At 67.1% G+C, this 14,401-nt stretch carries 11 protein-coding genes and 4 pseudogenes; 8 read left to right on the top strand and 7 right to left on the bottom strand.

Annotated features, from left to right (window positions below; translation table 11 throughout):
* The first annotated feature begins 1,111 nt into the window (after positions 1-1,111).
* A complete protein-coding gene (locus tag OG472_RS01450; RefSeq protein WP_405940690.1) occupies positions 1,112-1,426 on the top strand; it encodes a DUF6247 family protein in 315 nt (104 codons plus the stop codon).
* 290 nt (positions 1,427-1,716) lie between these two features.
* Here OG472_RS01450 and OG472_RS01445 read toward each other — a convergent pair whose 3' ends face one another.
* A complete protein-coding gene (locus OG472_RS01445) occupies positions 1,717-2,043 on the bottom strand; it encodes a hypothetical protein (protein WP_405940689.1) in 327 nt (108 codons plus the stop codon).
* A 240-nt stretch (positions 2,044-2,283) separates the two neighbouring features.
* Between OG472_RS01445 and OG472_RS01440 the strand changes: the two genes are divergently transcribed.
* Positions 2,284-3,138, top strand: a complete 855-nt coding sequence (locus tag OG472_RS01440) for an IS5 family transposase (RefSeq protein ID WP_405940688.1) — start codon at positions 2,284-2,286, stop codon at positions 3,136-3,138.
* A 201-nt stretch (positions 3,139-3,339) separates the two neighbouring features.
* A complete protein-coding gene (locus OG472_RS01435; protein ID WP_405940687.1) occupies positions 3,340-4,407 on the top strand; it encodes an IS110 family transposase in 1,068 nt (355 codons plus the stop codon).
* Between the two features lie 94 nt (positions 4,408-4,501).
* Here OG472_RS01435 and OG472_RS01430 read toward each other — a convergent pair whose 3' ends face one another.
* The 4 genes from OG472_RS01430 to OG472_RS01415 form a co-directional block, all read right to left on the bottom strand.
* Positions 4,502-4,987, bottom strand: coding sequence for a DUF1877 family protein (locus OG472_RS01430; RefSeq protein ID WP_405940686.1), 486 nt, complete (start codon positions 4,985-4,987; stop codon positions 4,502-4,504).
* Between the two features lie 226 nt (positions 4,988-5,213).
* A complete protein-coding gene (locus OG472_RS01425) occupies positions 5,214-5,876 on the bottom strand; it encodes a CPBP family intramembrane glutamic endopeptidase (RefSeq protein ID WP_405940685.1) in 663 nt (220 codons plus the stop codon).
* Positions 5,873-7,117, bottom strand: coding sequence for an IS701 family transposase (locus tag OG472_RS01420; RefSeq protein WP_405827111.1), 1,245 nt, complete (start codon positions 7,115-7,117; stop codon positions 5,873-5,875). Before OG472_RS01420 ends, OG472_RS01425 begins: the two co-directional genes overlap by 4 nt.
* A gap of 145 nt (positions 7,118-7,262) precedes the next feature.
* Positions 7,263-8,051 (bottom strand): class I SAM-dependent methyltransferase, encoded by a 789-nt coding sequence (locus tag OG472_RS01415; RefSeq protein ID WP_405827109.1) that lies wholly within the window; start codon positions 8,049-8,051, stop codon positions 7,263-7,265.
* Between the two features lie 149 nt (positions 8,052-8,200).
* Here OG472_RS01415 and OG472_RS01410 point away from each other — a divergent pair.
* Together OG472_RS01410 and OG472_RS01405 are read left to right on the top strand one after the other, a co-directional pair.
* A pseudogene (locus OG472_RS01410) lies at positions 8,201-8,350 on the top strand (IS701 family transposase); the annotation flags it as partial.
* 88 nt (positions 8,351-8,438) lie between these two features.
* Positions 8,439-9,169, top strand: a pseudogene (locus OG472_RS01405) (IS5 family transposase); the annotation flags it as partial.
* A 471-nt stretch (positions 9,170-9,640) separates the two neighbouring features.
* Here the strand turns inward: OG472_RS01405 and OG472_RS01400 are convergent.
* Complete coding sequence (locus tag OG472_RS01400; RefSeq protein ID WP_405940684.1) at positions 9,641-10,027, bottom strand: hypothetical protein; 387 nt, start codon at positions 10,025-10,027, stop codon at positions 9,641-9,643.
* A gap of 985 nt (positions 10,028-11,012) precedes the next feature.
* Here OG472_RS01400 and OG472_RS01395 point away from each other — a divergent pair.
* On the top strand, positions 11,013-11,381 hold the full coding sequence (locus OG472_RS01395) for an EF-hand domain-containing protein (RefSeq protein WP_405940683.1): 369 nt from the start codon (positions 11,013-11,015) through the stop codon (positions 11,379-11,381).
* Positions 11,382-11,996: 615 nt separating this feature from the next.
* On the opposite strand, the pseudogene OG472_RS01390 reads toward OG472_RS01395, so the two are convergent.
* A pseudogene (locus OG472_RS01390) lies at positions 11,997-12,218 on the bottom strand (hypothetical protein); the annotation flags it as partial.
* Between the two features lie 730 nt (positions 12,219-12,948).
* On the opposite strand from OG472_RS01390, the gene OG472_RS01385 reads away from it, so the two are divergent.
* On the top strand, positions 12,949-13,194 hold the full coding sequence (locus tag OG472_RS01385) for a hypothetical protein (RefSeq protein ID WP_405940682.1): 246 nt from the start codon (positions 12,949-12,951) through the stop codon (positions 13,192-13,194).
* Positions 13,195-13,597: 403 nt separating this feature from the next.
* Positions 13,598-14,384 (top strand): annotated as a pseudogene (locus tag OG472_RS01380) (IS5 family transposase); the annotation flags it as partial.
* Positions 14,385-14,401: the final 17 nt, after the last annotated feature.

Here is a 14,401-nt window from a genome sequence, read left to right as displayed (position 1 = left end):
CCTCCGAGCCCCACCCACACCGCGCATCCAACCGCGCCGGGCAGTAAGCGTGTTCGATGCACACCCGCGGCTCCACACCCCACTCCAGCTCGGCAGGGTCCTCACACCCGCACTCGCCGTACTCGAACGGGTCCGTCACCTCCGACTCCTCCACCAGGGCCTTCACGGCCTTGAACTGCATGTCCGTCAGCTGCGCACCATCCCGTACGCCCTTGCTCTCCTTGGCCACGTACCGGAAGCCCTTGGGACCGCGCTCCCAGTACAGGAGCAAGGACACCTCCCCTGCGGTGGTGTACGCCTCCAGCCCAACGACCCACGCGTCCGTGGTCCGGCCCTTCGCGCCGGCCGCGCCGAACACAGCGGAGGCCTGCCAGTCATTCTCCTCGGCCGTGCGGATCAGCCGCTCCGCGCTGCTGGGGATGACCGCCGCCGTACCGGACGTCAGAGCAGACATTTCGAACCTCCAGAGGGACCAGTCGGCCTGCTGGCCGGTGAGATCAACCGTAGCTGAAGTTATATAACTTCAAACGGAGCGTGATCAGCCTCGCCTCATCTGAAGAGGCTGGAGCCGACTGGGCGTGTTGTCACTGGGAGAGTTGTCTTGGCACTGGCCGTCGAGTGTCGTTGGTGATCAAGGACCGCGGAACCCGCGCAGACGGCCTTGAAGTCGAATTCACGGACATCGACTATTTCGACGTTTCCTTCTGAACAGGAACCTGAAAATGCCGAGCATCAAAACGGGGAAAAGGGAGCCGGGACGGCGCCGACCGACCTCCACGACCTGGCGGACCGGGTGCGCTTCGGCCTGGAGACCCGCCGGCTTCCGGACGTCCCGGCCGACCGACGAGGCCCTGGGCGGGCTCGCCGTCCGCGTCGGCCAGGACGAGGAGGGCTTCCCCCCGCCCGCCTCGCCACCGAGGCGCTCGCCATGGTCAACGCCGACCACCTGGAGGCAGAGGCGGTCACCCGGTTCGAGGGCGGTCCGCGACGCCATGAACACCGCGCTCACCACCGTCCTGACCGGCTTCGACTACCGCATCCGCCCGAACACCGACGGCCTCGGCCACCGCGTTCTACCGTTGCCGGTAGCACCCGCCGCCAGGAGGAGCCGATGAGCGCGCAACCCGACCACACACCCGCACCCGCCGCGGCGTACGCGCCCGCACCCGGCGCGCCGGCCGAACTCCTCGCCCAGCTGCGCGCCGACCGCCGTGCAGAGCGGTGGGTGCCGGCGTTCGAGCAGGAGTGGGCGGATGCGTTGGAGGAGTCGCGCCGGTCGTTCTCCCTGAACACCCTGTACGAGGTCGTCCACGTCTGGCAGGCCCGCCTCGCCTCCGCTCCCGCGGTCGACGCCTTTGTCGCCTCCAGCCACGATGAGACCGGGTTCGTGGACATGACCGAGCTCCGCGGCCGGCGGCGCCGGTGAGCCTGCAGCCGTACGCGGTCCGGCTCTCGACGCCGGCCGCGAAGGTCCTCGCCGAACTCCCCGAGCACGTGGAAGAGACGGTCTGGGACCTCCTCGACGCCGCCGCGGCCGACCCGTGGGGCTTTCGCCAGTGGGACCCCGAGGCGAAGACGTCCGGATCGCGTCCGCCGGCCGCCTGTCCGTCATCTACTTCGCCAACCGAGCGCTCCGGCACCTGTCCGTCCTGGACATCGTCTGGCTCGGCTAGTACCGCGTCAGGCAACTTTCGCCCCCTTGACGAGGGTGGACTGCTACCGCACGCAGAAGCCGTCCGGCGTCATGTCCGGGGAACCCATCCCGAAGGAGTACAGGAGGGTCAGCACACAGGCCGCCACGAACAGGGCCACCCATTTGACCTCGGGTTCGGTCTGATCCGGTAGCACCGCCACCAAGATGGTCTGGAAAAGCCCGAGCAGTAGGGTCATGCCGATCCAGGCGAACGGCATGATCATCACAAAACCCGTACGGGTCGGTGCGTCCATGCCGTGCGCACAGTCCGCCCACCTTTGCGATGCCAGAGCGGTTCCCAGCACAGTGCCCGCCACGGCGAGCAGCGGCCCCGTCACGAACCACCCCAAGCCGGGCTCCTTGCCCTCCCGCGATGCCGTCATCTGTGCCTGACCTCTCCCTTTCGATCTTACGTACCGGAGCACACACGCCCCCGAACCCCTGCCCGGTTCCCGCGCCGAGAGCGCCATCCCGCTGCCCTTGGCCGCATTTCAGGCCGCCTCGACGAACATGTCGAACTGCATCGCTGAGCACACCGGAGCTAGGCCGTGTATCGAAAGTGGATCTTGGGCTGTGAATGATCACGGTTCATGGGTCGGGGAGATCTCACGGACGAGCAGTGGGCAGTGCTGGAGCCGCTGTTGCCGAAGGGTGCCAGGGCGGGGCGGCCGCCCGCCTGGCCTCGGCGGCAGCTGATCGACGGCATACGGTTCCGTGTCCGGACCGGCGTTCCGTGGCGGGACGTGCCCGCCGAGTACGGCCCGTGGAACCGGGTCTACGACCTGTTCCGCCGATGGCAGCGGAACGGTGCCTGGCACCGGATCCTCACCCGCCTCCAGTCCCTGGCCGACGCGAAGGGCGCGATCGTCTGGGACCTGAACGTCGACTCCACGGTCTGCCGCGCCCACCAGCACGCGGCCGGCGCCCGTAAGCAGGGCGACCTGCAGAAGGAACCACCGGGCGGTATCTTCACCGAGCCCCATGATCATGGGCTGGGACGGTCGCGCGGCGGGTTCACCACCACGCTCCACCTGGCTGTCGAGCAGGGTCAGAAACCCATGGCCATCGTGGTCACGGCCGGGCAGCGTGGGGACTCGCCGCAGTTCGAACCGGTGCTGGAGAGGGTTCGCGTGCTCCGCGTCGGTCCGGGCCGGCCACGGGTCCGTCCCGATCGCGTGCGGGCGGACAAGACGTACGCCTCCCGCAGGAACCGTGCCTACCTGCGCCGCCGCGGGATCCGCTGCACCATCCCCGACAAGGCCGACCAGGCCCGCAACCGCCGGAAGCGCGGTTCCCGCGGTGGCCGGCCGCCTCGCTTCGACCCGGTCGACTACCGCGAACGCCACGCGGTCGAGTGCGGGATCAACCGACTCAAGAACTCCCGGGCCGTCGCCACCCGCTACGACTGTGAGGATGTTCAGGTGCCGCTTCGGGCGGTGGCCTGACCCGCGTTACGACTGGCCCTGGTGCCTTGCGTTTGATCTGTCGGCCACTGTCTGGGGCGGTACTCGCTGCCGCTGGACCGGCGGGCGTGTCCCGATAGGGGCCTTCGCGAGAGGCACCGTCACAGTCCTGACCGCCCTGACCGATCCAGCGATGGCCGCCCCGCTTCCCATGGCTGCAGGAGACAGGTGACCGTGACCAGGATGACCCAGCCCGCCCCGCTGGACCAAGGCAACCCCGACATCGTAATGGGTGTCGACACGCACAAGGACTTCCACGTCGCCGCCGTGGTCACGGCCGCCGGCGTCTTCGTCGAGAACCGGAGCTTTCCGACGACCGCCGAGGGCTACGAACAGTTACTGGACTGGGCCCGGACCTTGGGCCATCTCAGCCAAGCCGGGGTGGAGTGCACGGGCTCATACGGCGCCGCACTCAGCCGCTACCCCCATGGTCAGGGCATCACGGTCTTCGAAGTGAACCAGCCTGACAAAGCCACCCGCCGACGCCGCGGCAAGAGCGACATCGTCGATGCCGAGGCTGCAGCCCGCGCAGTGATCACTGGCAGGGCGACGGCGACCGCGAAGGCCGGCGACGGGCCCGTGGAGATGCTCAGGCTGTTCAAGATGGCCAAGGCCTCCGCGATCAAGTCCCGGGCTCAGGCGATCAACCAGCTCAAGGCTGTTCTCGTGGCCACCGCCCCTGAGCTCCGCGAGTCTCTGGCCGGTCTGAGCAACCCCAAACTGATACGTGCCTGCGCCGCGCTCGACAGCTCGGCCTCCGGAACGGCCGGTGCCGCCGCCCACACGCTCAAACTCCTGGCCCGGCGGATTCAGCACCTCACCGAGGAGATCGAAGACCTCACCGCGCGGATCAGAGACGTCATCACGCAGCACAACCCGCAGCTCCTGGCCTGCTACGGCGTCGGCCCCGACACTGCCGCGACGCTTCTGATTGCAGCGGGCGACAACCCGGAACGCCTCCGCAGCGAGGCGTCATTCGCGGCGCTTTGCGGCGTGAGCCCAGTCGAAGCCTCCTCCGGGAAAACCCAGCGTCGGCGCCTCAACCGGGGCGGAAACCGGCAGGCCAACTCCGCCCTCTACACCATCGTGCTGGCCCGTCTCCGCTGGGACACCCGCACCCGCGGCTACATCGACAGGCGCGTCTCCGAAGGCAAGACCCGCCGCGAAGCACTCCGCTGCCTCAAACGCTACGTCGCACGCGAGATCCACCGGCTCATCACCCGCACCACCACCCACGTCTTGGCGGCTTGACATCCATAGGGGCATCAAACTCGCCGTCCGCTACGAGGCGACCGTGCTGGTCGCGGCCATCAACGAATGGCTGTGATCAGCACGTAGCCACGACTCAAGCCCGTACCGCTTTGACCACCGCGTGGCCTGCCGAAGCCGCCTGTCCGTAGAACTCTTGGAGGTTCCTGTGATGTTCGAGGTGCTCCTGCTTGGTCCGGCCGAGGGCGCTGAACCTTGCGTCGACGACGTTCCACAGCTCGTCGAAAGAGACAGTCGTAAGGAAACGCGCGGCCTGTGACACCCCAGACGGCTCCAGAAGCATCAGCGGGGGATCGGAGGGATCGGCGTCAGCGCTGTGGGGTACCGGGCGGCCGCCGTAGATCGGCAAATTCCAGGGCTCGTCGGCGTCTGTATAGAGGGCATCGGCGGCTGCGTAGAAGTCGTTTACAGCGTCCCAGCCCTTGTTGATCGAGTGGGCGATGCCTGCGGCGTACTCGGCGTCGTCGTTTTCCCAAGCCTCAGACATGAACGCGGCGAGCCAGGTGTGGTCATCCCGGATCTTGGACTCAGCCACGGCACGAAAGTGCAGGTAGATGCTCACTACGACGAATCCCTCAGCTCCACGACCCACCTGTCAGGCCGAACGGACAGAACCTACTTGAGGGCACTGACAGCCCCGTGCCCTCGAAATCGGCTCGCGGTGTTCAGCAGGACTCTTTCGATACACGGCCTAGCGCTGCACGAGGCCTGGCTGGCACCTGTCCGGGTCCGCGAACGTGCCTGCCCGGCCCGGCTCGCGTTTTCCTGTCGCGTTCCGTGACTGTTGGTCAGGCTTCGGCGGCCGGGTCCATGTGACTTCCGGTGGGGCGTGAGGCCGCGGCAGTCTGCGGGGTGGGCGGTGGCGGTGAGGTGTTCGGCCTGCCGGGCACGTCTGTGCCGCTTGTGCGTTCGCGGCGGCGGGTGACCCACAGCACGGCGGTCGCGTAGAGCAGCACCATGGGGATGTCGATGGCCAAGGCGGCCCAGTCCATGTCGGCGGCGGTGTCGTCCGAGGCGAAGGCGCCGGCGAATGCGGCCGCGATGCTCATGCTCACCAGGTTGTTGAGGATGTGCAGGGCGATGGCGGCTTCCAGTCCGCCGGTACGGATGGTCAGCCAGCCGGTCGCCACGCCGAAGACGACGAGGTCGGTGAAGCCCCAGACGGTGCCCCAGCCGTGGGCTACGGCGAAGAGCAGTGCCTGGGGTGTGATCGCCATCCATGGTGAGCGGCACCAGGCGCCGACTCCCTGCAGCAGCCAGCCGCGGAACGCGTACTCCTCGGCCGCGGCCTGGAACGGCACCACGAGCCACACGGTGGCAAGGCCCGGTGTGCCTGCCCAGGCGGGGTCCCCGCTCTCGCCCGCCGGGGCCGGCATGAGCGCCTGAACCGTGACCGTGAGTAGAACCAGAGGCAGGGCCTTAGTACTCCAGCCGTAGATCGTGATCTTCATGGCTGGGCGGCTGCTTGCCGTCGGTAGTGGCAGTCGCGGGCGCGGGCCTGGTGTCGGCGTCGCCAGTGTGACCAGCAGAGTCGGTGCGCGAGGTCGTGGGCCCGGCTGGTCAGGGTGGTGAACAGGCGTTGGATCTCGTTGCAGGTCAAGGGGATCAGGTCGTCGGGGGCGGGGTGGTCGCGGCGTTCGGCGGCTGCGGTGACGGCGAGGAAGGCGTGGGCGAGCATCGCGAGGGTGACCCAGCGGTGCCAGGAGGTCCAGCGGCGGACCTGGTGCTCGTCCAGCCCCGCCAGGCCCTTGCCGGCCTGGAAGGTCTCCTCCACCGTCCAGCGCCGTCCGGCCACCCGCACCAGGTCGGACAGCGGGACGGAGTGGGGTGAGAAGCCGCGGTAGAAGGCGAGTTCACCGCTTCTCCGGTTGCGGCGGACCAGCAGCCACCAGTGCCCGGGCCGGTCGGCGGGGCCGTGGATGTCGGCCTGGGCCCAGTCGTAGTACCGCTCGCCCTTGGCGCCCGCTCCGGCCGAGCGCCGCTGCCAGGCCCGTTTCGGGATCTTCGCCACGATGGCCTTGGCCGGGAACTTCCCTGCCACCGTGGTGACTTGGTGGGTGCTGGAGACTGCCAGGACGTAGCCGGTCCGGCGGTCTTCCAGCGCGGCCCGCAGGTGCGGGTTGTCGCCGTAGACCTCGTCGCCGGCGACCCAGCGGGCGGGCGTTCCCGCATCCAGAGCCCGGGTGATCATCCGAGCCGCCAGTACCGGCTTGGTCGTGAAGGTGAGGTCTTCGGGGATGCCGGCGGTCCGGCAGCGGTCGAGGTCGTCGGTCCACGAGCGCGGGACGTACAGGGCCCGGTCGATCGCGGCATGCCCGCAGGCGGCGGAGTAGACGAGGTAGACGGCGACCTGGGAGTTCTCGATCCGGCCCGCCGTGCCGGTGTACTGGCGCTGGACGCCGACCGTGGCGGTGCCCTTCTTCAGGTCGCCGGTCTCGTCGACCACCAGCACGGCTTCGTCATCGGCCAGGTGCTCGACCACGTAGGCGCGTACGTCGTCGCGGACCGCGTCGGCGTCCCACTTCGCGCGGTGCAGCAGGTGCTGCATGCCGTCCGGGGTGGAGTCGCCCGCGTGCTCGGCCAGCGTCCAGCAGTTCTTCCTTGGCAGGTCCGCCAGCAGGCCCAGCACCAACGCCGTTGCGTGGCGGCGTGGTTCGACCCGCGCAAACCGGCCCGTCAGCTGGTCGAACATCGACCGCCACCGGGCAGGCACTACGCTGTGACCTGCGGCCACCGCCTGATCTTCGTTGGTCGACACAACTCACGATGATCAACGGTGGCCGCAGCCGTCTCCGCACCGGCCCCGACCAGCAAGATCACGACCTACGGCTGGAGTACTAGTCGGCCTGCAGGACGAAGAACAGGAAGCACAGGAAGCGCGGCTTGGCCGCGATGGCCTCGGGGAACATCTCGCGGGCGGCGGGATCAGGCTCCGGCTCGCTGATGACCGTAATCCGGAAACCGGCCCCGATGAAAGCCTCGATCATCGCGTGCAGCGGCCTGTTCCACCTGCTCACCAGGGCGGTATGGCCGCCAATGGTCCACTCCACGGTCCATTTGGTGGTGTCGAAGTAGTTGTGCTCGGCCTCGCGACCGGCCTCGCGGTGTATGAGGTTGATGGCAAAGGGATGGTCGACAGATGCGATCAGCCGACCGCCGGGCCTGAGTACGCGTCGCAGCTCGGCCAGCGCCGGCCCCCAGTCCTCCAGATAGTGCAGCACCAGGGACGCCGTTACATCGTCGAATGTGTCATCAGCGTAAGGAAGCGGGCTGCCCAGGTCCGCCACCTGCAGCTCCGCACCGTCGCCGAGCCGCCGCCGAGCCAGCTCCAGCATCCCGGCACTCGTGTCGAAGCCACTCACAACGGCGTCACGGTCGCGCAGCGCGGCAAACAGGGCCCCCGAGCCGCAGCCGACGTCGAGAATCCGTCGGCCGGCCACGTCTCCAGCGAGGGCCAGCATCGCGGGCCGCTCGTAGTAGGCATTGACCAGGTTGGTTTCGTTTGCGGCCGCGTACGCCTCGGCGAAGCTGTTGTAGTCGTTGGTCTTCGACGGTTCCGCACTCACTGCGGACGGCGAGACCAGCTTGGTGGAGATCGCGTGCTCTTGGCGCTCACTTGAGATCATGGTGCGGGAGACGTGTGCTGCACCAGTTCAGTTCCGGGCCGCTCCCGACGGCCCTCACATCCTTCGAGATCCAACGAGCCGTTCGTTCCCGAGTTCGTCCAGCACCGCCCGGTGCAGCCGACGCCACAGGCCGGCCTCGGTCCATACCGACCTGCACCGAGATCCAACGCCTGTTCACCACCCTGACCAGCCGGGCCCACGACCTCGCGCACCGACTCCGCTGGTCGCACTGGCGACGCCGACACCAGGCCCGCGCCCGCGACTGCCACTACCGACGGCAAGCAGCCGCCCAGCCATGAAGATCACGATCTACGGCTGGAGTATTAGAGGTCCTAACAGAAGCTGTTGATCATGTGACTTTCGGTCCGGGGGGTCGTTGGTCTAGCTGTGGGGAAGCGTCAGTCGCGGCCATGGATCGTGTCGGATGAACTGTGGTTGCTCATCGAGCCGTTGCTGCCTGAGCCGGCACAGAAACAGGTGGAGGGCCGTCCTCGGGTGCCCGACCGGCAGGCGCTCTGCGGGATCCTGTTCGTGCTCCATACCGGGATCCAGTGGGAGTACCTGCCGCAGGAGCTGGGCTTCGGATCCGGAATGACCTGCTGGCGGCGACTGGCCGCCTGGAATGACGCCGGCGTGTGGGACCAGCTGCACCTGGTGCTGCTGAAGAAGCTGCGGGTCGCGAAGAAGCTGGACTGGTCGCGGGCGGTGATCGACTCCTCCCACGTCAGGGCCGCTCGACGGGGCCCAAAAGCGGTCCCAGCCCGGTCGACCGAGCACGCCCGGGCAGCAAGCACCACCTCATCGTCGACGGCCAGGGCATCCCACTCGCCGTCTCCCTGACCGGCGGAAACCGCAACGACGTCACCCAGCTGATCCCCCTGCTGAAGAAGATCCCATCGGTCTCCGGCCTGGTCGGACGGCCACGCAACCGACCCGACAGCCTCCTCGGCGACCGAGGTTACGACCACGACAAATACCGCCGTCTCGTCTGGGCGACCGGCGTCAAACCCGTGATCGCCCGCCGCGGCATCCCACACGGATCCGGCCTCGGAATCCACCGCTGGGTTGTCGAGCGGACCATCGCCTGGCTCCACGGCTTCCGCCGACTACGGATCCGATGGGAACGACGCGACGACATCCACGAAGCCTTCCTCAGCCTCGCCACCTGCCTCATCACCCACCGCCACGTCCAACGCCTTTGTTAGGACCTCTTAACCCTATCGGGAGTGTTGTGTTTTCGAGATGAGTTGCGATCTCTCGCTTTCGTGTCAGTGCGTGACCTGCATATCTCTCACCCGATTGACAGTGAACCGAGCCCCAACCTCTCACTTCGTGAAAGTGAGAGCGGCAGCCAGCACCTGGCCCTGACCAGCGCCGCAGGCCCCGACCGAACACACTCGCCGCTGGCCCTCAACTCACTGACACGAAACCGAGAGATCGCACCTGGACGTACTCGGGCGTCCCGACAACGCCGCGAAGCGCGGTGCGCGGGAGCGGGGGCCTAATGAGATCCGAAAGAGAGGCGGCCCGCGTCCCGCAGACCGGCGCAGAGCGGTAACGACGCCTGCAAGCTAGCCCACAGGCCCGCCTCAGAGAGAGACGTCTAGGCGAAACGACTTTTCAATAATAGAGTCACTGACGCCATCGTTGCGCCGGTGGTGCACATAGGCCCTAATCTCTTCCGAGCCGAGCTCCGTGTCCCAGTCTTCGGTCGGGACAACGTCGAAAGTTCGCGTCTCCACACGAGATCTTGGCTGAAAAAGACGTGGCTGAAAATTGAAGAGCCAATCATCGTCAACGTCGTCCTCCTCGAAGAAGGCCACGCTGTCCCACCACGTTCCTCCCGCATTCGTCCAAGCCAACTCCTGCGGCGAATAGAGCATGTTGTAACTGACTCTAATTATATTGTCGTGTCCGCCGAGGATGTAGGAAATGGTGACGGGGCTACCTGGACCGAGACTGACGAAGATTGCCATGAGAGAACTCCTTGGGGCCTAAGCGAGGATATTGGGCAGACGAGGTGGCGCCTTTCCTGCGGGGAATCATGTCCCACAAACTGCGCCGCCGTGAGAGTCGCGGTGGAACGTGGTTAGGTGCCTGTTCATGTTCTTCTAGTAAGCGCCAACGGTATCGGCCTGTCACGTTACTGAAACTCGGGACTTGACGGCCCTATATTGGTACGGCGTAATCATGGATTTTGCCGATGCTGCAGTCGCTCGGAGGGATGTGCCCCGGCTTGGCGTCGGGTCGGGGGTCAGAGCGTGGGGCGGATTCGGCGGAACAGGGCGGCCTGGTTCCGCCGCCGATCCAGAAACGTGGGGTGGGACGTCCAGGAAGTCGCCGCGCCGGGGTTCGCTGCGGCCCGCGGGTCGCCGGTGACACAGACCAGCACGCTTTCCTCGCTGACGTCCTCGGTGTGGGAGGAGATCAGGCTGCGATCTCTCGCCTCTGCGTCAGCAAGCGACCTGGGCGTCTCTCACAGTGGATAGACCCGGTCTCTCACATCCAAGACAGTGGCCACACACCTCGAAACAGCCCCCGACCAGCAGCTACACATCAGGACCCGCTGTCTCTGACACGACCATCGCCAAACGGAGAGATCGCATGTGTCGTGGCGCCCGGTGCCCAACCGCACCGGTTGTTGGGCCCGTCCGGGTGTCGGGCGCGTGCGCGGACGGGGCAGGGTCGCAGACGGGATCCTGCCTGTGGGCAGGGAACGTGGGAGAGGCCGTGTGCTGGTGGATTGGGACTGGTGGACGGTCGAGTTCGGGGATGCGCATGCGGGCGCGGCGGGTGTGCTCGTCGGCGGCCGCGAACCGGGTCCGGTGTACTTCGATGTTGGGAGCGGTCCGGACGTGCCGTCGGCCACGCGACGGGGCCATCTCCCGCCAGGAGTACCTTGCCCGGCCCGAACGCGCGGCAGCGGCCCTGGGCCGGGCCGGCGACGACCCGCTCCTGTCCTTGGCACGCACCGCGCACGAGGGGGTGTTCGGCTCGATGGACGCGAACCGGGACGGCCGGGTGACCTTCACGGAGTACGAGGCGTGGGCGGGCGAGGAGGCCTTCGACGAGGTGTGCAGGACCGCTCTGGGATCGCTGTTCGACCTGGCCGACACCGACAGCGACGGCCACCTCGACCGGGCGGAGTTCACAAGGCTGCGCCATGCCCTGGGCAACCCCGCAGACAATGCCCGTTCGGCGTTCGACGCGCTGGACGAGGACGGCGACGGCCGTGTCGATCGGGACGCCTACCTGGCACAGATCCGTTCCTTCGTCACCGACGGATCCTCTCCCATGGCGCGGGCTCTCCACGCGGAGGCCGGTAACTGACCGGGGGACCGGCGGCTCTGCGGATATGCGACCGCCTGGCCTTCTTCACGAGCTGAGGAACTGGTGGGTGGCTGACGGGCCGCCGACGACGGGACCAGTCTGAAGTCGTACCCCAGAGAACCACGGACGTGAGATCCGCGGGGCTTCTTGGGCTGGGCTGGTCTCCTGGCGCCCCCAACTCACGGGTGGCAGTCATCGCGCCGGGTCTGGCCCCGCGTACGAGCGCGACGCGTCGGCCTACGCCATCGTCCGGCTGAGCTGAGCCGTGGCACAACGCCATCGCGGCAATGACCCGCGGTGGCGCCGGCCGCACGCGGCGGCAGGCGGGCGATGTGATCGCGGTCAGGTTTCGATGTAGGCGACCACGAGGACGGTGCGCAGTGCGGTGATGAAGTACAGGACGCGGACGTCTTCGATCTCGTCGGTGTACTGGCGAAGCTCGGGCCGGGTGCCGTCGGCGGGGATCGGTGCGCCGATCTCCGGGTTCACGGAGATTGCGACCAGGGTGCGGTCCAGGGCGTGGAGTTCGCGTTCGGTGGTGAGGTCTTCGAGTTGCTTGGCGGCGGAGTCGCTGAGCGCGATCTGGGCGCGTCGTGGGGCCATCAGGCGACGGCCCGGACGCTGGGCGGCGAGCCGGGCGAGGTGCGCTTCGCGCAGCTCTTCCCAGGGTGTGCACTCCTCCACCGACGGCAGGCCGTTGGCGGCGATGTCCTCGAGGACGCCGGCGAGCCGGTCGGCGTTCTCGCGGGTCCTGGCGGCGTAGGCGCGAACCGCGTCGGCGGCTGCGGGCTCCAGTGGCTGCCGCACCGTGCTGGCGGGGGCCGGCTCTTGACTCATCGGTGTGCTCCTGGGCAGTCGTTCGGCGTCTGCCCCCACGGTATCGCCGGGACGGGCCGTTGGACCCCGGTAAGGGCGAACGAGGCCCGGCGGGAATCCGGATGCAGCCGAATCCCCGGCGGGGCATCTCACCACCTCGCTGTTTCCCGGCCGTTCGAATCGCACGGTCGCCGCCTGTTGTCACTCGAATGGGTGATGTGGGGGGTGGTGGAGGGAGGATGGAACACCTTCGCCTGCATGAGGCCCTGTCCGCGGCGCTCAGACTGTGGAGCCCGTGGATTTTGACCCTTCGGCGACACGCCACCATTGCGGCGCGGCAATCTTTACCTGTCGCCATAGACTCCTGTCATATGCGGAGAGCGTCGTCGATGTCCCTGCGGCTTGGACTCCGCATATCGCGGTGCATTCCAGCTCTGATGTCGCGTTAGAGGAGGAGGGATATCGGTGGCTGTCCACTACGACCCCGTGGTGCACTTCATTGGCCCTAACACCACACTCGGTTGGCAATGGAGGTACGGCAACGAGGCTTACTACGGCCCCAACGTGATCGGCGCGGCTCCTGAAGCGCTCAACCAGGCCCTGAACGGATCAATCGGGCACGTGAGGTTTACGGCCAGAAATCCCGATGGTTTTACCAGTCGATGCTTCTACCACTACACCGTCACGAACGGGAGTGGTATCGGGATCTCGTATCGGGCTCACGCGCTCAGCGGTTAGACGGAGGGGAATCATGGCGAAAGTCACGCTCGTCACCGACACCGACGGGAACGTCATCGGTGGATCGCTTGCGAGCAGCTCGGACTTTGATCCGGGGGCAACGTGCAAGTCAACTCTTGTGGCCCTGGAGGGGCAAAAGGTTCACTACGATGTCTCCTTGACGAGTGACCTCCTCACGCAGGAGGACAATGAGGCGCTTGTAAGTGAACTGTTGAAGCATCGAATCGACGCCGAAGGGAAGCTCGTGCGTGAGCATTAGCCGAAAGCGGCTGGATCACCCCTTAACTCGCCGCGGGGCACGAGCCGTCCGCCTGCGGACGCCCTGAAGCCCCCGTCGCCTGTGGCGGCGGGGGCTTCGTCGCGTCAGCGCCAGCTGGGAGACTCGGGGATCTGTTCGTGGGGGTCGTTGCGCGGCTGCGTGCCGGCGCGAGCGGAGCGTCGCAACCTGCTTGTGGGTGGGGTGCAGGGTGCCACATTGACGGCTCCAGAGGGGGATGTCGCCATCACCCCCATCGGATCGACCCGGCAGGTGCTGACCCGGACGAATTGGCTCGAGTGGGGGGGTGGGCTCTTAGAGGTCCTAACAGAAGCTGTTGATCATGTGACTTTCGGTCCGGGGGGTCGTTGGTCTAGCTGTGGGGAAGCGTCAGTCGCGGCCATGGATCGTGTCGGATGAACTGTGGTTGCTCATCGAGCCGTTGCTGCCTGAGCCGGCACAGAAACAGGTGGAGGGCCGTCCTCGGGTGCCCGACCGGCAGGCGCTCTGCGGGATCCTGTTCGTGCTGCATACCGGGATCCAGTGGGAGTACCTGCCGCAGGAGCTGGGCTTCGGATCGGGCATGACCTGCTGGCGGCGACTGGCCGCCTGGAACGACGCTGGCGTGTGGGATCAACTGCATCTGGTGCTGCTGAAGAAGCTGCGGGTCGCGAAGAAGCTGGACTGGTCGCGGGCGGTGATCGACTCCTCCCACGTCAGGGCCGCTCGACGGGGCCCAAAAGCGGTCCCAGCCCGGTCGACCGAGCACGTCCGGGCAGCAAGCACCACCTCATCGTCGACGGCCAGGGCATCCCACTCGCCGTCTCCCTGACCGGCGGAAACCGCAACGACGTCACCCAGCTGATCCCCCTGCTGAAGAAGATCCCATCGGTCTCCGGCCTGGTCGGACGGCCACGCAACCGACCCGACAGCCTCCTCGGCGACCGAGGTTACGACCACGACAAATACCGCCGTCTCGTCTGGGCGACCGGCGTCAAACCCGTGATCGCCCGCCGCGGCATCCCACACGGATCCGGCCTCGGAATCCACCGCTGGGTTGTCGAGCGGACCATCGCCTGGCTCCACGGCTTCCGCCGACTACGGATCCGATGGGAACGACGCGACGACATCCACGAAGCCTTCCTCGGCCTCGCCACTGCCTCATCACCCACCGCCACGTCCAACGCCTTTGTTAGGACCTCTTACTCCG

Source organism: Streptomyces sp. NBC_00207, from assembly GCF_045160965.1.
Lineage (GTDB): Bacteria > Actinomycetota > Actinomycetes > Streptomycetales > Streptomycetaceae > Streptomyces.
This window is presented reverse-complemented; position numbering and strand designations above follow the sequence as displayed.